The organism is Pantoea coffeiphila (assembly GCF_016909495.1).
In the GTDB taxonomy this organism is placed as follows: Bacteria; Pseudomonadota; Gammaproteobacteria; order Enterobacterales; family Enterobacteriaceae; genus Erwinia; species Erwinia coffeiphila.
On the sequence record NZ_JAFBFW010000002.1, the window covers coordinates 422,414 to 440,731 of the forward strand.

The 18,318-nt window shown below is 53.7% G+C and carries 19 protein-coding genes; 6 read left to right on the plus strand and 13 right to left on the minus strand.

From position 1 onward, the window contains the following. The first annotated feature begins 582 nt into the window (after nt 1–582). Complete coding sequence (locus JOE09_RS07620; protein ID WP_205065349.1) at nt 583–1,866, plus strand: citrate synthase; 1,284 nt, start codon at nt 583–585, stop codon at nt 1,864–1,866. A 76-nt stretch (nt 1,867–1,942) separates the two neighbouring features. Here JOE09_RS07620 and nei read toward each other — a convergent pair whose 3' ends face one another. From nei to JOE09_RS07660, 8 genes are all read right to left on the minus strand, one after another. Next, nucleotides 1,943–2,734, minus strand: a complete 792-nt coding sequence (gene nei / locus JOE09_RS07625) for an endonuclease VIII (RefSeq protein WP_205065350.1) — start codon at nt 2,732–2,734, stop codon at nt 1,943–1,945. A gap of 143 nt (nt 2,735–2,877) precedes the next feature. Then, nucleotides 2,878–3,615 carry a 5-oxoprolinase subunit PxpA gene (pxpA, locus tag JOE09_RS07630; protein ID WP_205065351.1) on the minus strand — a complete coding sequence of 246 codons (738 nt, stop codon included), beginning with the start codon at nt 3,613–3,615 and terminating at the stop codon, nt 2,878–2,880. Continuing rightward, nucleotides 3,612–4,538: a 5-oxoprolinase subunit PxpC gene (gene pxpC, locus JOE09_RS07635; protein ID WP_205065352.1), complete on the minus strand. Its 927-nt coding sequence runs from the start codon at nt 4,536–4,538 to the stop codon at nt 3,612–3,614. The genes pxpA and pxpC overlap by 4 nt, the downstream gene beginning before the upstream one ends. Further along, entirely contained in the window at nt 4,532–5,188 is a 657-nt protein-coding gene (gene pxpB / locus JOE09_RS07640) for a 5-oxoprolinase subunit PxpB (RefSeq protein ID WP_205065353.1), read from the minus strand. The genes pxpC and pxpB overlap by 7 nt, the downstream gene beginning before the upstream one ends. Nucleotides 5,189–5,310: 122 nt before the next feature. Next, complete coding sequence (locus JOE09_RS07645) at nt 5,311–6,054, minus strand: type 2 GTP cyclohydrolase I (RefSeq protein ID WP_105591074.1); 744 nt, start codon at nt 6,052–6,054, stop codon at nt 5,311–5,313. 2 nt (nt 6,055–6,056) lie between these two features. Beyond that, entirely contained in the window at nt 6,057–7,487 is a 1,431-nt protein-coding gene (gene phrB / locus JOE09_RS07650; RefSeq protein WP_205065354.1) for a deoxyribodipyrimidine photo-lyase, read from the minus strand. 18 nt (nt 7,488–7,505) lie between these two features. After that, nucleotides 7,506–8,483 carry a DUF523 and DUF1722 domain-containing protein gene (locus JOE09_RS07655; protein ID WP_205065355.1) on the minus strand — a complete coding sequence of 326 codons (978 nt, stop codon included), beginning with the start codon at nt 8,481–8,483 and terminating at the stop codon, nt 7,506–7,508. 184 nt (nt 8,484–8,667) lie between these two features. Beyond that, nucleotides 8,668–8,874: a YbfA family protein gene (locus JOE09_RS07660; RefSeq protein WP_105591071.1), complete on the minus strand. Its 207-nt coding sequence runs from the start codon at nt 8,872–8,874 to the stop codon at nt 8,668–8,670. A gap of 300 nt (nt 8,875–9,174) precedes the next feature. Between JOE09_RS07660 and kdpE the strand changes: the two genes are divergently transcribed. Further along, nucleotides 9,175–9,858, plus strand: a complete 684-nt coding sequence (kdpE, locus tag JOE09_RS07665) for a two-component system response regulator KdpE (protein ID WP_200547386.1) — start codon at nt 9,175–9,177, stop codon at nt 9,856–9,858. 68 nt (nt 9,859–9,926) lie between these two features. Here kdpE and pgm read toward each other — a convergent pair whose 3' ends face one another. Continuing rightward, nucleotides 9,927–11,567, minus strand: a complete 1,641-nt coding sequence (gene pgm / locus JOE09_RS07670) for a phosphoglucomutase (alpha-D-glucose-1,6-bisphosphate-dependent) (RefSeq protein ID WP_105591069.1) — start codon at nt 11,565–11,567, stop codon at nt 9,927–9,929. 24 nt (nt 11,568–11,591) lie between these two features. Continuing rightward, on the minus strand, nt 11,592–12,128 hold the full coding sequence (gene seqA, locus JOE09_RS07675; RefSeq protein WP_105591068.1) for a replication initiation negative regulator SeqA: 537 nt from the start codon (nt 12,126–12,128) through the stop codon (nt 11,592–11,594). A gap of 262 nt (nt 12,129–12,390) precedes the next feature. On the opposite strand from seqA, the gene ybfF reads away from it, so the two are divergent. The 4 genes from ybfF (at nt 12,391) to fur (ending at nt 15,098) form a co-directional block, all read left to right on the plus strand. Further along, on the plus strand, nt 12,391–13,155 hold the full coding sequence (gene ybfF / locus JOE09_RS07680; protein ID WP_200547384.1) for an esterase: 765 nt from the start codon (nt 12,391–12,393) through the stop codon (nt 13,153–13,155). 146 nt (nt 13,156–13,301) lie between these two features. Next, nucleotides 13,302–13,583, plus strand: a complete 282-nt coding sequence (ybfE, locus tag JOE09_RS07685; RefSeq protein ID WP_105591066.1) for a LexA regulated protein — start codon at nt 13,302–13,304, stop codon at nt 13,581–13,583. Between the two features lie 145 nt (nt 13,584–13,728). Then, nucleotides 13,729–14,259: a flavodoxin FldA gene (gene fldA, locus JOE09_RS07690; RefSeq protein ID WP_205065356.1), complete on the plus strand. Its 531-nt coding sequence runs from the start codon at nt 13,729–13,731 to the stop codon at nt 14,257–14,259. 395 nt (nt 14,260–14,654) lie between these two features. Then, entirely contained in the window at nt 14,655–15,098 is a 444-nt protein-coding gene (gene fur / locus JOE09_RS07695) for a ferric iron uptake transcriptional regulator (protein WP_105591064.1), read from the plus strand. Between the two features lie 55 nt (nt 15,099–15,153). Here the strand turns inward: fur and mtr are convergent, their stop codons facing one another. From mtr to JOE09_RS07710, 3 genes are all read right to left on the minus strand, one after another. Next, nucleotides 15,154–16,401 carry a tryptophan permease gene (mtr, locus tag JOE09_RS07700; RefSeq protein WP_205065357.1) on the minus strand — a complete coding sequence of 416 codons (1,248 nt, stop codon included), beginning with the start codon at nt 16,399–16,401 and terminating at the stop codon, nt 15,154–15,156. Between the two features lie 116 nt (nt 16,402–16,517). Beyond that, on the minus strand, nt 16,518–16,907 hold the full coding sequence (locus JOE09_RS07705; RefSeq protein WP_205065358.1) for a hypothetical protein: 390 nt from the start codon (nt 16,905–16,907) through the stop codon (nt 16,518–16,520). Then, on the minus strand, nt 16,904–18,253 hold the full coding sequence (locus tag JOE09_RS07710) for an MFS transporter (protein WP_205065628.1): 1,350 nt from the start codon (nt 18,251–18,253) through the stop codon (nt 16,904–16,906). The genes JOE09_RS07705 and JOE09_RS07710 overlap by 4 nt, the downstream gene beginning before the upstream one ends. Between the last annotated feature and the right edge of the window lie 65 nt (nt 18,254–18,318).

Below are 18,318 nucleotides of genomic sequence, written 5' to 3' on the forward strand. Positions count from 1 at the left end.
CAGCGTTAACAAGTCAAACATTGCGCCAGGCACCTAAAACAACATCCAGTGTCAAAACGACGCGTATGAAACGCTGGGTGGCTCCTACAACAGGGTATTCCCGGAGACCTGGCGGCAGTATAGGCGGATCACATTCTCATTACAATTCCCCTACAAACACTTTGGAGACATTTCGATAGAACAGTGATCGCATTCACGGTTTTCATATTTGATACAAATTTAATTATCTGATTTGACATAACTTCAACATCTCTGTTACAAACTGAGCAATAAAAGTTCTATGATGCACAAAAGTTATGGGGATACACTTTCCCCTAAGCACAAGTTATGTAACATTGAGTCGTATTCTTTATAAAGCAACGGTATTGGTTATAACGTAAGCATGTTTAGACCGGATCTCTTAACTACCATGCTACACTCTCAGGAATGTGCCTAACCCAGCCCACGAGCGCCCGTCACTCTGTACCCTGCACGCCTTAAAGATGCCACAGAGATGATTACCTTCTGCGCCAGGCAATGAGCTGGGAGTGCGTGACTTCCCGGTGTTAAAGATCCCTATATAAGGCGCTAAGGAGACTATAAATGGCTGATAAAAAAGCGACGCTAACCCTCGAAGGCGAAGCTCCTATTGAACTTAATGTGCTTAAAGGCACATTAGGTCAGGAAGAGATTGATGTCCGGGCTTTAGGTTCCAAAGGGTATTTCACCTTTGATCCAGGCTTTACCTCTACCGCGTCCTGCGAATCAAAAATTACCTACATCGACGGCGATGAAGGCATTTTGCTGCATCGTGGTTTCCCCATCGATCAGCTGGCTCTGCATTCCAACTATCTGGAAGTCTGCTACATCCTGTTAAACGGCGAAGCTCCGACAAAAGCCCAGTTTGACGAATTCAGAACGACAGTGACCCGCCACACCATGCTGCACGAGCAGATCCATCATCTGTTCCGCGGCTTCCGTCGCGACTCGCATCCGATGGCCGTTATGTGCGGCGTAACCGGCGCGCTGGCTGCTTTCTATCATGATGCCATGGACGTTAACATTGAACGCCATCGTGAGATCGCCGCTTTCCGCCTGCTGTCTAAAATGCCTACCATGGCGGCAATGTGTTACAAATATTCAATCGGTCAGCCGTTTGCCTATCCGCGCAACGATCTTTCCTATGCCGGTAACTTCCTGCACATGATGTTCTCCACACCGTGTGAGGATTATGTCGTGAATCCGGTACTGGAAAGAGCGATGGATCGTATTCTGATCCTGCATGCCGATCACGAGCAAAACGCCTCCACCTCTACCGTACGTACCGCCGGTTCTTCCGGTGCGAACCCGTTTGCCTGTATCGCCGCGGGCATCGCCTCGCTGTGGGGACCGGCTCACGGCGGCGCGAACGAAGCCTGCCTGCGTATGCTGGAAGAGATCAGTACCGTTGAACACATTCCTGAGTTCCTGCGCCGCGCCAAAGATAAGAACGATTCGTTCCGCCTGATGGGCTTCGGCCACCGCGTGTACAAAAACTACGATCCGCGTGCCACCGTGATGCGTGAAACCTGCCATGAAGTGCTGAAAGAACTGGGTATGAAAGATGACCTGCTGGAAGTCGCCATGGAACTGGAGCACATCGCGCTGAACGATCCGTACTTTATTGAACGCAAGCTCTATCCAAACGTCGACTTCTATTCCGGCATCATTCTGAAAGCAATGGGCATTCCATCTTCAATGTTTACCGTTATCTTCGCGATGGCGCGTACCGTTGGCTGGATTGCACACTGGAAAGAAATGCACGACGACGGCGTGAAAATTGCCCGTCCGCGTCAGCTGTACACCGGCTACGACAAACGCGATTTTACCTCCAGTCTGAAGAAGTAACTGCGAGGCTGGCCTGATTTTTAATCAGTGCCAGAAACACGCCAGTAAAAAGCCGGGATCTGCATCCCGGTTTTTTTTATTTCTGGCAACCCGGGCACCAGTAAAACGGCCGGGAAGATAGCGTCGTTTTGACGATAGTTTCGCCGCATCGCTCGCAGGCCTGCCCTGCGCGATGAAACACCTTAAAACTGAAAATCGCGCCGTGATGGCGGTTTTCATCTGGTGTGCCGCGCGTTTTGTAGGAAAGTCGCGGTATTGCCAGCAGTGCTCCCGCCAGTACATCACACTGCGCATCACTCAGATCCTCGGCCCGATGACTCGCCGCCAGCTCAGCCTGCCAGAGAATTTCAACCCGCAGGTAGTTACCCAATCCGGCAAGAAAGCTTTGATCGAGCAGCAGCCCGCTGAACTGGCGACGGCGAAAGCGCTTCGACAGCAAACGCTCGCGTACCTGCTCAACCGTCAACTTCATATCCAGCACGTCCGGCCCGACCCGGTTCAGGAACGGATGGGCGGCCACGCCGTTGGCATCCAACAGTTCGATATCCGATGCGCTATATAAAAGCAGCGTTTTATCCACCGCCGACAGTTTGACCCGCAGCACGCGCTTGCTGTCCGGCTCTTTGCCGGTTGGCACCACGCGCCATACACCGTAAAGCTGATTGTGGCTGTATAGCGTTAGCCCATTGGAAAAGTGAGTCAGTAAGGCCTTACCGCGCGTCTCAATTGCCGTCACCCGCTGCCCCACCAGCTCATGCTGACGGGCCTGCAACGCAGGATAGGCGAACCAAACCTTGGTCAGCACTTTACCTTGAATTGCCTCTTCCAGGCGGTCCGCCGCCCGGCGAATTTCAGGACCTTCCGGCATGCAAACTCCGTTGCGTCTGTAAGAAAAAGTCGGCGACAGAAACATTTCTGACGACGACCGTGGAATAATCAGCTTGTAAGGCTTTATGACCGGGAACGCTGCGTCGTTACATAAAGAGAGTGTATTGACTAAGAATCCCGGCTTTAACGTCGGGTGACATCGATTTGATGCGCACGAAAAGCCTGCCGAAGCCGCTGTGCAAAGTTAAGCGCGTGGGCGCCGTCGCCGTGCAGGCAGACTGTTTCCGCTTTTACCTTCACCCACTCGCCAGCCACGCTCTGCACTTCGCCACGCCGTACCATATCCAGCGTCTGGCGAATCGCCAGCTCCACGTCGTCTATCAACGCCCCCGGCTGCCCGCGCGTTACCAGCGAACCGTCGGCCTGATAGCCGCGATCCGCAAACACTTCTTCGCAGGTGACCAGCCCCTGCGCGCGCGCAGCACGAATGGATTCACTACCGGCTAATCCGACCAGAATCAGTGCCGGATCGACAGCTTTTACCGCCTGAGCTATCGCTTCCGCCAGCGGTGCTTCTCTCGCCGCCTGGTTGTACAACATACCGTGAGGTTTGACGTGAACCAGCCTGCAGCCAAGGCTCTCGGTCAGCGCCTTCAGTGCGCCAACCTGATAGATTACCTGTGCATAGACCTCTTCCGGCGGCAGATGCATTGCAGTACGACCAAAGTTTTCCCGATCCGGAAAGCTGGGATGTGCGCCAATCGCCACGCCCGCTTCCATAGCCTGCCGCACCGACTGCAACATGGTGGAGGCATCGCCCGCGTGAAAACCGCAGGCGATATTCACCGAGGTGACCAACGTCAGAAGCTCACGCTCGCCGGAGCATCCTTCACCGATATCAGCGTTCAGATCGATCTTCATGCACGTAACCCCCAGGCGATCTGATCCAGAACACGCTGCTGTTCCCTTTTGGCCCACAGCGCCTCTTCCAGAGTACAGTGCACAAAGTGGATCGGCTCTCCCAACCGCAGCTGTGCCAGATGATAAAGATCCGCTTCAATGACGCAGGCAATGCGCGGATAGCCACCGGTTGTTTGTGCGTCGGCCAGCAGCACGATTGGCTGCCCTCCGGCGGGAACCTGGACTACGCCGGGAACCAGCCCGTGGGAAAGTAGTTCACGATCGGCATCGCGCTGTAGCTTACGCCCCTGAAGGCGGTATCCCATCCGGTTACTTTGCGGATCGAGCCGCCATGCAGTGCGCCAGAAGGCCTCACGGCTCTCGGCACTGAATTCATGATACTCCGGCCCGGGTAATGCGCGTACCCGGTTACCCCACAGTAATTGCCGTACGCCTGCGGGTTCACTAAAATCACGCGTCGCGGCCCTTAGAGGAAGCCTATCGCCATCCTGAATCTTGCGCCCATCAAGCCCGCCAAAACCCGCTTTCAGATCGGTGCTCATCGACCCCAGCTGCGGTTCAACAGCAAAACCGCCATTGATGGCCAGATAGCTGCGCATGCCACGCTGCGGCATACTTAAAGTCAGCCGCTGGCCTTTCTTTACTGCGGTTCGCCAGCCGGTCCAGACGGTCTTTCCGTCCAGTTTTGCGTTACAGCCCGCGCCGGTCAGTGCCAGCCAGCCGTCGCGGCCAAACTCCGCAGTAAACTGCCCAAGAGTGATTTCCAGCACCGCATCCTCCGCCGGGTTTCCTACCAGCATATTTGCGGTCTGCATTGCCGGATTATCCAGCGATCCACATCGGCTGATGCCGTACTGACGCCAGCCCTGCCGACCGGCGTCCTGAATGCTGGTGCTGATCCCGGCACGAATGATGTTTAGCATACCCCCTCCTTCTGTGGCACAAAGCGCACCCGATCGCCGGGACGTAACAGCACCGGCGGCTGCTGATCTGGTGTGAAGAGCGTGGTTTGAGCCTGACCGATCAGCTGCCAGCCACCGGGCGTGGCCAGAGGATAAATACCGGTTTGTGCCCCGCCGATACCAACCGAGCCGGCAGGAACCGTTAGCCTGGGATCGGCACGCCGTGGAGTGTACAGACGACGGTCAAGGCCGCCAAGATAAGGAAAACCAGGCTGGAAACCGATGAAGTAGACGACGTACTCCACGGCGCTGTGGCATTCAACCACCTGCGAGGCGCTCATTTCGCAGTGGCGCGCGACCTCGTCAAGATCGGGACCCGCCGGGCCACCGTAGACCACAGGGATGTCGATTAAGCGTGATTCCGGGACCTGTATTTCACTGGTTTCCCACCATTGCTGCAGCCACTCGATGGCATCCAGTGCGGTTTGCTGCGGATCGCTTAACACGACGGTAATATTATTCATCCCGGGGACAACATCGATAACTTCAGGACGATCGTGAAGGCGCTGAGCCAGTCCCCATATTCGCTGCTGGCTGCTGAGTGAAACCGGCGGGTCCAGTTCCAGCACCACCGTGCGTTCTCCTAACAAATAACATCGTGCTCGCTGCACTCAAGCCTCCTGAGCGGAAGTGATAGCCATTGACGGACAGGAAAATAGTTATGCGAGATTGCGGTAACGGTGTCAACCTGCCGGGCAGCGACGATGGTGCCCGGCAGGTTGCTTATCTGGGATCAGACCGGGTTATTGATATCGATAAAAGTGACATCCAGCCCGTGATTTTCTGCCAGCCACTCGCCGAGCGCCTGTATACCGCAGCGTTCGGTGGCGTGGTGACCAGCACCATAAAAATGCAGCCCCTGCTCGCGCGCGCTGTGAATGGTCTGTTCGGAAGCTTCGCCGCTGATAAACGCATCGACGCCAAACGCGGCAGCGGCATCAATAAAGCCCTGTCCGCCGCCGCTGCACCACGCCACGCGTTTAATCAGTGCTGGTGCGTTGTCGCCACAGTGCAGAGGAGTGCGCCCCAGCGTATCTTCAATGCGTTTCGCCAGCTGTTCACCGCTAACCGGCTGGGCAAATTCACCCCAGAACAGCAGTTCTTCCACTTCACCTTTAACTTCAATCCCAAACAGCTTCGCCAGCAGCGCGTTGTTGCCCAGTTCAGGGTGCGCATCCAGCGGCAGATGCCAGCCAAACAGGTTAATGTCGTTTGCCAGCAGCGTTTTCAGGCGCTGACGCTTCATCCCTTTGATAACAGAAGGTTCGTTCTTCCAGAAATAGCCGTGATGCACCAGTACAGCATCGGCTTCCAACCGCACGGCTTCGTCGAGGAGCGCCTGGCAGGCGGTGACGCCGGTGACGATTTTTTTAATTTCGCTTCTGCCTTCAACCTGCAACCCGTTCGGGCCGTAGTCTTTGAAGGCGGCGGCATTCAGTAACTGGTTAACCAGCTGTTCGAGTTCACTATTGCGCATAATTAATCCATCTGTTTTCGTGCAGCTTCAAAGGCGTCCAGCGTTTGCTGGCGTGCCTGTTTATGTTCCACGATCGGCACAGGATAATCGAGCTTTTGGTTAGTTTTCTTTGCCCACTCGTGGGGCTGATGGATATATTTTTCCGGCACCTGCCGCAGCTCTGGCAGCCACCGGCGGATAAACTCGCCTGCCGCATCGAAACGTTCACCCTGTGTAGTCGGGTTAAAAATGCGGAAATAAGGTGCGGCATCGGTGCCGGTAGACGCGGCCCACTGCCAGCCGCCGTTGTTGGCGGCCAGGTCGCCATCAATCAGCTGTGACATAAAGTAGCGTTCGCCCTCGCGCCAGTCGATTAGCAGATCTTTCACCAGAAAACTGGCAGTAATCATCCGCAGCCGGTTGTGCATCCAGCCAAGGCTGTTTAGCTGGCGCATAGCGGCATCGACAATCGGATAGCCTGTTTTGCCTTCCTGCCAGGCGGCAAGATGCCTGGGTTCATCGCGCCAGGCGACTTTTCGCGTCCAGCGAACAAAAGGCTGATGGCGGCACAGCGCCGGATAAGCCACGATCAAATGGCGGTAAAACTCGCGCCAGATAAGCTCATTCAGCCAGACAAAAACCTTACCGTCTTCCAGTCCGCGCGGATGTTCTTTCAGCAGTCGATAAAGGCATTGACGCGGTGACAGCACGCCGATGGTCAAATAGACTGAAAGACGGCTGGTGCCATCAAGCGCAGGCAAATCACGCCGGTCGGGGTAGTGTGTCACAGGCTGCTGGCTGAACTCCCGCAACCTGGCAATCGCGGCCTTCTCACCAACGGGAAACAGTGAGCTGTCGACGGATTCTCGTGGATAGTTAAACGGCTTCAGCGGAGAAACGTCTTTTATCGGCCCGCTTTCTCGTGCGGCAGGTGCGGTAAAGCATTCAGGTAATCCTTCCTGCAGGCGCTTAACAAAGGCCTTGCTGAACGGTGTAAACACCTTATACATCTCACGATTACCGGTCAGTACGCTGCCGGGAGGTAACAGCAGGCTATCGTCAAAACCCTGCACCATCACATCATTATCAAACAGCACCCGTTCGGCTGCAGCATCACGCTGGCGCTCATTGACCTCGTACTGATAGTTATAGAACATCCGGTCAACGCGATGCTCCCGGCAGAAGTCCAGTAGCACATCTACGGAGGCGCTGAAATCATCACATTCAGCGAGGTGCAGCTCAATGCCCTTTTGCGCCAGCGATTGCTGCAGGTCCTGCAAATTCTGCCAGATAAACTCCGCCTGCTTCGCGGCCATATCATGGCTGTGCCACTGTTTCGGCGTGGCGATAAATAGCGCAATGACTTTCGCGCTGTTCGTGCGGCAGGCGGCATAAAGGGCATGATTGTCGTTTATGCGCAGATCGTTACGCAACCAGACAAGGTGGGTTGTCATAATGCTCCCTGAATTTAATTAGTATCCATAACGCAGCCGCAGGGCTTCGGGATAAGGAGAGAAGTAGCGCTGCCCGGTCAGCCAGGGATGCGGATACTGCGCCATATAGTGTTTCAGCAGGGTCATCGGTGCCAGTAAAGGCTGGATGCCACGGCGGTAACTGTCAATCAGCGTGGACAGCTCCTGGCGCTGCGGCGAATTCAGCTCGCGACGGAAATAGCCCTGAACATGCATCAGCACATTGGTGTGGTTGCTGCGCGAGGCAGGCAGCTTCATCAAATCCATCAGCAGCTGACGGTAGGCAAAAGCGAACTCCTCCAGCGATTCCCAGCGATCCATTTTTGCCACGAACGGGCCGATTTCCCGGTATTTTGGCTGGGAGTGGGCCAGCAGCAGCAGTTTGTATCGGCTGTGGTAGTCCATCAGTTTTGCCCGGGTCAGGCCACCTGCCCACAGCTGATTAAATTCATGCAGCGCGTAAACGCGCGCGACAAAATTCTCCCGCAGGATGGGGTCGTGCAGCCGCCCGTCTTCTTCCACCGGCAGCCACGGCAGTTGTGCCATCAGCTCGCGGGTGAAAATGCCGACGCCCTCTTTTTGATTATTATTATTGTCAGGTTGATAGACACGGACGCGTTCCATGCCGCAGCTGGGCGATTTGGCACAAACAATATAGCCGCACAGGTGGTGAAGCTGAGCCACCTTTTCAGCGGAAAACGCCTGCATATTTTCTGTGACGGCAGAGTTCTTCCCGATGACGGCAGATTCTTTATCGTTGCTAAATCGCAGGGCAACTTCGCCCTCTTCGCCCTGAGTCAAACGCAGTGCGGGTCGCGGAGCAGGCAGGCCTATCGCCATTTCCGGGCAGACCGGTTCGTAATGAAGATAAGGGGCCAGCTCTTCTGCCGCGAAAACAGAACGCTTATGCCCACCGTCGAATCTTACCCGCTCACCGAGCAGGCAGGCACTGATGCCAACAGGAATTTTTTTGCTCATATCTATACAACCAAAAAATTATTGTACAGGTTTGAGTGTAGATCAATTTCGCTATTTTTTCTCTTAAAACCTTAATTGCTGAATTTTTCGCAAAAAAAATCCCGCACTCCGGCGGGATAGTAAACAGAACAAATTCATTGAAATCGTTGGGGTTAGCTTTAGAGCTGTAACCTCAAAGCGATGCTTAATAAAAATCGCAGCAGACCGATTCAGCCTCGGCCAGCCAGACGGGCTTATCGCTGGTTTTTACCCAAACACGATGCAGATAACTGTAAAAGCGGGCGCGGTCGGCGCGGAAAAGCATAACCGGCAGCGCGAGCACACCGGCGAGCACTACCGCTGCACGACGCATGAAAATCCGCGTAGTAGAATAAGAGTGATAAAGATTCATACGTCCTCCTCAAATCGGCTAAAAGATTGTCTGTAATCTGAGCAAAATAATACCGCCTTTAATGTAATTTTACTACTGATCGGACCACTTTTTTGACGAAAAATTGTGCTGTTTTTGCTCTGACTGTAATTCTGTTACAGAATGGTTAATTAAGGCTTAAAAAAGCCGTTAATAAGATCGATTAATTCACAATTACCCTCCAGTAAAACTGCGGTGGGCGAGCCGCATCATCTTTTGCTAAATTAGCCGCCATAATGACGTTTTCCGGTAAGGCTCTCTGGCTGCCGGTGCGGAGGAACATTGACCACTATTCTGATCGTTGAAGATGAAAAAGAGATCCGCCGTTTTCTGCGCGTGGCACTTGAAGGCGAAGGCTTTCGCGTGGTTGATGCCGATACGCTCAGCCGCGGGTTAATTGAGGCCGCTACACGTAAGCCTGAGATGGCGATCCTCGATCTCGGGTTGCCGGACGGCGACGGCATTCAGTTTATTCGCGAGGTGCGCCAGTGGAGCAGTATGCCGGTAATTGTCCTGTCAGCCCGCAGCGACGAGCAGGACAAAATCAACGCGCTGGATGCCGGTGCGGATGATTTCCTGACGAAACCTTTCGGCGTGGGTGAACTGCTGGCGAGAGTGCGTGTTGCCCTGCGCCACCGTCCAAGTTCCACCAGCAGCAGTGAACAGGCGCAAATTACCTTTGGCGAGGTCAGCGTCGATATTGCTGCCCGGCGAGTCACACGAGATGGCAGCGATCTGCATCTGACGCCGATTGAATTTCGTCTGCTGGTCAGCCTGCTGAATCATCCAGGCAAAGTGATGACCCAGCGCCAGCTGCTGGTTCAGGTCTGGGGACCGAATGCGGTTGAGCACAGCCACTACCTGCGGATCTATATGGGGCACCTTCGCCAGAAGCTGGAACGCGATCCTGCCCAGCCGCAGCATTTGCTGACGGAAACCGGCGTTGGCTATCGCTTTATTCCCTGAATCACGGCAACAAAAAAGGCCATTCAGTGAATGGCCTTTTCATATTTACTGCAAAAATAACGTCAGACTCAGGCGTTTTTCAACACCGCGCTAACGATCTCTACTGCTTCTTTCTCTATCTTCTCGCGATGCTCGGCACCGAGGAAGCTTTCACAGTAGATTTTGTAGGCATCTTCAGTACCGGAAGGACGCGCGGCAAACCAGCCGTTTTTGGTCATCACTTTCAGGCCACCAATGGAGGCTCCGTTGCCTGGCGCGGCGGTCAGACGATCGGTGATCGGATCGCCTGCCAGCGTGTCTGCACTCACCATTTCCGGCGAAAGCTTCGACAGCGCGGCTTTCTGAGCAGACGTTGCCGCTGCCTGGATACGGTTGTAGCTTGGGGCACCAAAACGTGCGGCCAGTTCATCATAGTGCTGCTGCGGATTCTTGCCGGTTACGGCGGTGATTTCTGCCGCCAGCAGACACATGATGATACCGTCTTTGTCGGTCGACCATGGGGTGCCGTCGAAGCGCAGGAAGGATGCACCCGCGCTCTCTTCACCGCCGAATCCGAAGGTCCCGTCAAACAGGCCATCAACGAACCACTTAAAGCCCACCGGCACTTCCACCAGCTTACGGCCGATATCGTCAACCACACGGTCAATCATTGCGCTGGACACCAGCGTTTTGCCGACTGCAACATCTTTGCCCCACTGCGGACGATGCTGGAACAGGTAGTTCACCGCAACCGCCAGATAGTGGTTAGGATTCATCAATCCGGCAGGCGTGACAATACCGTGACGGTCATAATCCGGGTCGTTAGCAAACGCCAGATCGAACTTGTCGCGCAGCGCCAGCAGGCCCGCCATTGCACACTCGGATGAGCAGTCCATACGGATCACGCCATCTTTATCCAGGTGCATAAAGCGGAAAGTCTGATCGACAGCATCGTTAACGATGGTCAGATCGAGCTTGTAGAACTCAGCGATACGCTGCCAGTAGGCAATGCCGGAGCCACCCAACGGATCGACGCCAATTTTCAGGCCCGCTTTCTGGATTGCCGGGATATCAACGATCTGCGCCAGGCCTTCGATGTACGGCTGGATCAGATCCTGCTCCTGCAGATGGCCGCTGGCCCATGCCTGATCGAGAGAAATACGCTTAACGTCTTTCAGACCGTCCTTAATTAAGGCGTTGGCACGATCTTCCACCACTTTGGTGACGTTGGTATCCGCCGGTCCGCCGTTTGGCGGATTGTATTTGATGCCGCCATCTTCCGGTGGATTGTGGGAAGGCGTAATCACAATGCCGTCCGCCAGTGCAGCACCGGCTTTATTATGCTCAAGGATGGCGTTGGAAATCGCAGGGGTCGGCGTATAGCCATTATCCTGCTGCACAATCACATCCACACCGTTTGCCGCCAGCACTTCAAGAACCGAGATAATCGCCGGTTCAGACAGCGCATGGGTGTCCTTACCGACGTAGCAGGGCCCGGTCACGCCGTTCTTTTTACGTTCTTCGGCAATAGCCTGAGCAATAGCCAGGATATGCGTTTCATTGAAACTGTGACGACCCGCGCTACCGCGATGGCCTGAGGTACCGAATTTTACTGCATGTTCAGCATTACCCAATTCAGGCTGCAATACGTAGTACTGCGATGTTAACTGTGCAACGTTAATTAAATCGCTCTGCCGGGCTGGCTGCCCGGCACGGGGGTGATTGGCCATTGGCGCTTCTCCCTGACGCTTCGGTTAAAGGGTACCGCAAACTTTCTCGGTCAGTTCCGCCGGGAACTGCATCGATAACATGATATGTTCCACCATGCTGCGCTTGCGGCCGGTATTAGTGTTGGTGATTACCCAGTAAGGGGTACCCGGAATATGCTGAGGCTTGGTATGCGTACCATTCTGAGTCAGCGTCTGCTGGTTACCCGCGAAATAGACCCGCGTGCGGCCATGCAGCGACTCGGTGGCATCGCCAAAGGCTTTGGCGTCCAGGGTGTATAAAGTCGATAAAATCAGCATAAACCTGTTCACCACTTTCTTCTGCTCGGCATATTCGTCAGAAAGCAGCAGTTCACGCACGGCGCGAACCCGGTCCTGCGGGCGAGGTTCAGATTTCACGACAGCGGGCTCTTTAACCACCTGGGCAACGGGTGCCGCTGGCGCAGTCTGCCCCGCAGTGAACTTCAGCATACGGCGTAAAATGTCCGATGCACTTTCCCCAATATGCTGAGTATGGCTGGCAATATAGCGGTATAGCTCTTCGTCGACTTCTATCGTTTTCATCTTTATCCAGTACGGTTGTTGCTTCTATCAGAATCGAGCGCAAAAACAGATACGATCTTCAGGATCGTCGGCTTTCTGGAACCCGTATCCTAACTTCAGGATTATAAAGTTAAATCCAGCCCGGGTGTAGCCTAAGCCCTCTTTGCCAGCAAAAGTCAGAATTTGCCGTAAAAAGATCGTTGGCAGCGCCTGTGCTACCCCCGGCAGAAAATGTAAAATCCATGATACCCTAAGCCTTCGTTCCAACTGTAAGAACTTTGCTATGAATTTGAATGTCCGCCTGCAATCTGAACAATCTGCAACAGACGATCTGCCTCTGGTATTGATCCACGGGCTTTTTGGCAGCCTTGATAACCTGGGTATCCTTGCTCGTGACCTCATTCAGTACCGTCGACTGATTCAGATTGATGTGCGCAATCATGGTCTGTCGCCACGCTCGAACGAAATGAGCTACGCGCTGATGGCGCAGGATGTGCTGGAAACACTAGACGGACTGGGCATTGAGCGTTTCGGCGTTATCGGCCATTCAATGGGCGGCAAAATCGCCATGATGTTAACCGCACTGGCACCGGACCGCGTGGCAGGACTGGTGGTAATTGATATGGCACCGGTCGCCTACCCCACCCGCCATCATGATGATATCTTCGCCGCGCTCCAGGCAGTTACCCATGCTGGTATCACCTCGCGTAGTCAGGCCGCAGCGCTCATGCGCCAGACACTGGCGGAAGAGGGCGTGATCCAGTTTCTGTTAAAATCTTTCCACGAAGGTGAATGGCGTTTTAATGTCCCGGTGCTGTACCAATGCTACGACCAGATTATTGGCTGGCAGCCAGTGCCTGCCTGGCCGCATCCTGCACTGTTCATTCGCGGTGAGCGTTCACCCTATCTGGCCGATGAATATCGTGACGCACTGCTGGCACAGTTTCCTCAGGCACGGGCGCATGTTGTGGCCGGGGCCGGGCACTGGGTTCACGCTGAAAAACCTGATGCAGTTTTACGCGCAATTCGTCGATTTTTTGTGCTGTAAAAACAATTATTTCCCTATGTTGTTAAAACATTGTCGTCATCACTTTCACTGGGGTATGATGCGCGCTGACATTTTTCCGCTGGTGATTTTTACGGCGGATAACGGCCTGACACATCAGAAATCCAGCCTTTCAGTATCACTAATCTATGGCAAAAGAGAACACGGACCGCACAACGATCGATCTGTTCGCAGATGAACGTCGCCCGGGACGACCGAAAACTAATCCGCTGACGCGTGATGAGCAGCTGCGCATCAATAAACGTAATCAGCTTAAACGCGATAAAGTTCGCGGGCTTAAGCGTGTCGAGCTGAAAATGAACAGTGAAGCCGTTGATGCACTTAACCAGCTGGCCGAAGCGCGCAATATGAGCCGCAGTGAACTGATTGAAGAGATGTTGCTAAACCAGTTGAAACACCTTCAGTCCTGAATACACCGCGTGCGCTCAACGCACAAAGCGACAAATGCCGCAGGATTACTCATTTATCCATTGACGGCGGTCTGCTATTATTACGGCTATCTGCAAAAATTTTGGCAGCCACCATATCATTAAGATTCAAGAGGTTATTAAACTCATGGCACTCGTAGGCATTTTCTTTGGCAGCGATACAGGCAATACGGAAAACATTGCAAAGATGATCCAGAAACAGCTGGGTAAAGACGTTGCAGAAGTTCGTGATATTGCCAAAAGCAGCAAAGAAGACCTTGAAGCCTTCGACATTCTGCTGCTGGGCATTCCCACCTGGTATTACGGTGAAGCCCAGTGTGACTGGGATGACTTTTTCCCTACGCTGGAAGAGATCGACTTCAACGGTAAGCTGGTAGCCCTGTTCGGCTGTGGCGATCAGGAAGACTACTCAGAATACTTCTGCGATGCGATGGGCACTATCCGCGACATCATTGAACCAAACGGTGCGATCCTGGTGGGCCAGTGGCCGACCGAAGGCTACAGTTTCGAAGCTTCTAAAGGCCTGGCGGATGACAACCACTTCCTGGGTCTGGCGATTGACGAAGATCGTCAGCCAGAACTGACCAACGAACGCGTTGACAAGTGGGTTAAGCAAATTTTTGATGAACTTCAGCTGAAAGAAATCATCGAAGCCTAAGCCAAACGGCCTGATGTGAGAGACATCTCACATCAGGCCAGTGATTTTTCCTATAGAAGTAATAGATACGTATTTGTAACTTCCACCTGTAAAAATGTACAATAACCCTATCGGTTACCCGCTTTCTCATCCTTCAGCCTCTCTAAACGATCTTTTTGCGATCGCCGTGCGGCGGGGTGAGATAGAGCGAAATGTTAACTTTATAAGATTTGGACGCAGGCCTCACTGGACGTAATGACATTAATCCTTACATCCAATAGTGGTATCAGGCATTCCTTGTTGTTTTCATTTCGATGTATGAGTTCTATACTGTGACGCATCCAACTCTAGCGTCAACCGATGTTCAGGGCTTTTCAGCCACTAAGTGACTAGCAAAGTAACAGGACAATATCCGCATGACTGACAACAATACCGCATTAAAGAAGGCCGGCCTGAAAGTCACGCTTCCACGACTGAAAATTCTGGAAGTGCTTCAGGAACCAGAAGGCCATCACGTCAGTGCGGAAGACTTGTATAAGCGCCTGATTGATATGGGCGAAGAAATCGGTTTAGCCACGGTCTACCGCGTGCTCAACCAGTTTGATGACGCAGGGATCGTTACCCGTCATAACTTTGAAGGCGGTAAATCCGTTTTCGAACTGACTCAGCAGCACCACCACGATCATCTGATCTGCCTGGACTGCGGTAAAGTTATTGAATTCCGCGACGAGTATATCGAAGCACGTCAGCGTGAAATCGCGACTCGCCACGGAATCAAGCTGAGCAATCACAGCCTGTATCTCTATGGCCATTGCTCTAAGGGCGACTGCCGCGAAGACGATACGCTGCACGACGAGTAATCCGTTCTGAAATCAGTATGAAACCGGTGGCTATCCACCGGTTTTTTTTTGCGCGTTATCCGGCATAGACCGGCAGGACGTTCCAGTACGAAAGTATGGAAACCAGCGCATTCACCGCGCCGAAGATCAGTACCAGAACGATCGGTGCCGTCCCTCCTCTCACCTGCCAGGCCGCGTTGGTGAAATGTTGTCGAGCCTTTCGCGCCAGCATTGCAGGAGTGATCACCGCCCACAGCGTAGCCGCCAGCCCGGCATAACCAATCGCCACAAGAAAGCCGTTTGGCCAGATCATCGCCGCCGTCAGCGGCAGAATAAAGGTGACCACCGTCGTTTTTAACCGACCGAAGGCTGAACGATCAAACTTAAAAAGATCGGCAAGATAGTCGAAGAAACCCAGACTGACGCCAAGGAATGAACAGGCGACGGCAAAGTTCGAGAAAATATCCAGCAGCAGATTCAGATAGGGGCTGTGCAGCACACCCGACAGTGCGGCGACCAGCACGTCGATATTTCCGCCCTGCGCTGCAATCGCTTTGAATTCATGGCGCGGAATATTGCCCATCGTGCCAATAATCCAGATAAAGTAGATGACCAGTGCCAGCAGTGTACCAAATACCAGACAGCGACAAACCCGGCTGCCGTTCTTCTGATAGTAGCTGACCAGCCCGGCGATATTCCCGTGATAGCCAAATGACGCAAGGCAGAACGGGATAACCATCCACAGATAGCGCAGGTAGTGGCTTTCCTCCCCATGGCTGTCCAGCAGTTTCACCGGTTCGATGTGCCACAGCAGTCCGCCAAAAATAATCAAAAACGTAATCACTTTCGCGCCGAGAAAAATCAGCGTCATACGACTGACCATTGCCGTACCCAGCCAGATAAACAGCGCTACCAGTAGCGTAAAAGCGAACCCAGCGCTGCGGGCAGAAACCGGCAGCGATAGCTGGCTCAGCGTGTGCTGAATAATCGCTCCGCTGGCGGAGATATAGGCATAGGTCAGTATCCCCAGAACAAAGGCGACGGACAGACCGTTAATCAGATTCCAGCCCCGTCCCAACAGATCGCGAGTGATCGTGTCGAAGCTTGAACCGGCCGGATAATGCAGGCTGGCCTCCAAAAACAGCAACCCGGAAAGCAGCATGCAGAACCAGGTGATAATCAGTAATGCTGACGACCAGAGAAACCATGCACCGGACATCACCACCGGTAACGAGAACATCCCGGCACCGATAATCGTGCCGCTAATAATTAGCGTTCCCCAGAGAGTAGAAGGCAGGCGGGCGGTGGAAACCGGTAAATCCATGACTAATCCTTAGCAAAAAACGGAAACTCACCGCCATCCCCGGAATTATTCACTGGATGCACGGCATTAACGCCGCACATTCTACACCAGACCGCACCCGCGAACTAGTACGATAATCAGTTTGTTACCATGGTTTCCTGCAGATAACGCCAGCTCGGCGGCTGGGTGGCACAGTCGATGACCGCCAGCGAAATACGATGCGAATGATTATTCTGCTGCTGTTGCAGCTCGTGATACTGGATGACCACCTCATCCCCCCGCTGCGAAATGACATTGAACTGCTCAATGCTTATCATCATCCCCTGACGCGCGCCGGTTAAGCGGTTGAATAAGTCTCCTACGTCTGCCAGCGCCAGGCTTTTACCGGTCGGGGTGACCATCACAAAATCGTCGGCAAAATGCGTGAGCAGCTCAGCAGTCTTGCTGCCGTCGCCGTGAAAGACAGCCTCAATCAGCTGATGCAGAACAATGACGCTCTGTGATGCCTTGTTAGTAAGATCGATCATTGGATTTCCTTATGAAAACGTCGTTGATAAATTAGCCACAGCGGTAGTAAACCGCTCACGGCTGCAATAATAAATGCCAGATGCCACGCCAGTTCACCAGGAAAATAACGGCTTAGCACCGCCAGCAGCAGCGTAAACAACGCGGTGCCGAGGCTGAACGTCAGTTGCCGGTTAATATTCCACAGCGTACTTCCCCCGCTCATTTGCTGCTCGTTCAGTTCAATTAACGCCGTGGTCTGCGCGCAGTTTGCAGCAATCCCGCCGCCAATCCCCATCAGCAGATAGGCCGCACACAGGATCCCACTACTACTTGTATCACTGACTAAGGACAGCAGCGCAATGCCGCCGCTATGCAGCAACATGCCGCAGATGAATAAGCGGGGTGCGCCTGCGCGATAATAAATCCGCCCGGCCACCAGCATCGCCGCCAGCGCGCCGACGCCGTAAAGCAGCATAAAGCTACCGGTATGCCCGGCACTGAAATGCAAAACCTGCTGCAGGTAGAAAATGTTAAGCAGATTAACCCCGGTAAACACGCCCGGAACGGCATAGTAAACGGCAATGGACAGATTCAACTGAGGATTGCGCAGCAGGCTGAGATCGAGAATGGCCGTCGACTGGCGGCGGTAGTGCCGTAGATAGCCACACCCCAGCAGTAAAGAAACGCCCAGCCATAATGCAGCCTGCAGTACAGCGTGCTGCTCGCTAAACAGCGACAGGCTTCTCAACAGCGTACCCAAAGTGCCGCAGACCAGAATGATTCCGGTGATATCTGCACGTGTGCGATCCATTGCCTGTGGGCGAATCCATATCGCTGCCAGCAGCGCCGCAAGCAGGCTGAAAGGAATATTGCTATAGAAGATCCAGCGCCAGGAAAGCACATCCACCAACATGCCCCCCAGCAGAGGGGACAGCGCCGGGGCAATCAGCGCTACGCACATGATCAACGTCGAAATAGCGGCGCGCTGCCGCCCCTGAAACAAATTAAAGGTTAGCGCCTGCCCTACCGGGATCAGCAACCCTCCACCCGCGCCCTGGATAAAGCGCCACGCAACCAGTGTGCTAAAGGAATCGGCCCGCGCGCAGCCCAGCGCAGCGATGCTGAAAATCAGCATTGAGGCAACGATGGTCTGCCGGGTGCCAAAACGTGAAGCCAGCCAGCCGCTCAACGGCACGATCAGCGTCAGCCCCAAAATATAACTATTAGCCACCCAACTGATGGATTCCGTCGCCACGGACATCTGCGCTGCAATCGACGGCAGCGCAATGGCTGACATAAAAATATTAATACAATCAATGAAAAAGCCGAGCAGAAAGATCGCTGCAACCCGATAACCATAGTGCATTGTCATACCTCCACGCGCAGCATAGCGATGGTTGACCTGACAAATAAAGACGCATAAATTTAAAT

What these genes read in the sequence shown, in the direction of transcription:
- ybfF (WP_200547384.1), top strand. Translation starts at nt 12,391, where the DNA reads ATGAATTTGAATGTCCGCCTGCAATCTGAACAATCTGCAACAGACGAT.
- JOE09_RS07710 (WP_205065628.1), bottom strand. Translation starts at nt 18,253, where the DNA reads ATGCACTATGGTTATCGGGTTGCAGCGATCTTTCTGCTCGGCTTTTTC.
- fur (WP_105591064.1), top strand. Translation starts at nt 14,655, where the DNA reads ATGACTGACAACAATACCGCATTAAAGAAGGCCGGCCTGAAAGTCACG.
- pxpA (WP_205065351.1), bottom strand. Translation starts at nt 3,615, where the DNA reads ATGAAGATCGATCTGAACGCTGATATCGGTGAAGGATGCTCCGGCGAG.
- seqA (WP_105591068.1), bottom strand. Translation starts at nt 12,128, where the DNA reads ATGAAAACGATAGAAGTCGACGAAGAGCTATACCGCTATATTGCCAGC.
- fldA (WP_205065356.1), top strand. Translation starts at nt 13,729, where the DNA reads ATGGCACTCGTAGGCATTTTCTTTGGCAGCGATACAGGCAATACGGAA.
- JOE09_RS07655 (WP_205065355.1), bottom strand. Translation starts at nt 8,483, where the DNA reads ATGAGCAAAAAAATTCCTGTTGGCATCAGTGCCTGCCTGCTCGGTGAG.
- JOE09_RS07620 (WP_205065349.1), top strand. Translation starts at nt 583, where the DNA reads ATGGCTGATAAAAAAGCGACGCTAACCCTCGAAGGCGAAGCTCCTATT.
- mtr (WP_205065357.1), bottom strand. Translation starts at nt 16,401, where the DNA reads ATGGATTTACCGGTTTCCACCGCCCGCCTGCCTTCTACTCTCTGGGGA.
- ybfE (WP_105591066.1), top strand. Translation starts at nt 13,302, where the DNA reads ATGGCAAAAGAGAACACGGACCGCACAACGATCGATCTGTTCGCAGAT.
- JOE09_RS07660 (WP_105591071.1), bottom strand. Translation starts at nt 8,874, where the DNA reads ATGAATCTTTATCACTCTTATTCTACTACGCGGATTTTCATGCGTCGT.
- JOE09_RS07645 (WP_105591074.1), bottom strand. Translation starts at nt 6,054, where the DNA reads ATGCGCAATAGTGAACTCGAACAGCTGGTTAACCAGTTACTGAATGCC.
- phrB (WP_205065354.1), bottom strand. Translation starts at nt 7,487, where the DNA reads ATGACAACCCACCTTGTCTGGTTGCGTAACGATCTGCGCATAAACGAC.
- pxpC (WP_205065352.1), bottom strand. Translation starts at nt 4,538, where the DNA reads ATGCTAAACATCATTCGTGCCGGGATCAGCACCAGCATTCAGGACGCC.
- nei (WP_205065350.1), bottom strand. Translation starts at nt 2,734, where the DNA reads ATGCCGGAAGGTCCTGAAATTCGCCGGGCGGCGGACCGCCTGGAAGAG.
- JOE09_RS07705 (WP_205065358.1), bottom strand. Translation starts at nt 16,907, where the DNA reads ATGATCGATCTTACTAACAAGGCATCACAGAGCGTCATTGTTCTGCAT.
- pgm (WP_105591069.1), bottom strand. Translation starts at nt 11,567, where the DNA reads ATGGCCAATCACCCCCGTGCCGGGCAGCCAGCCCGGCAGAGCGATTTA.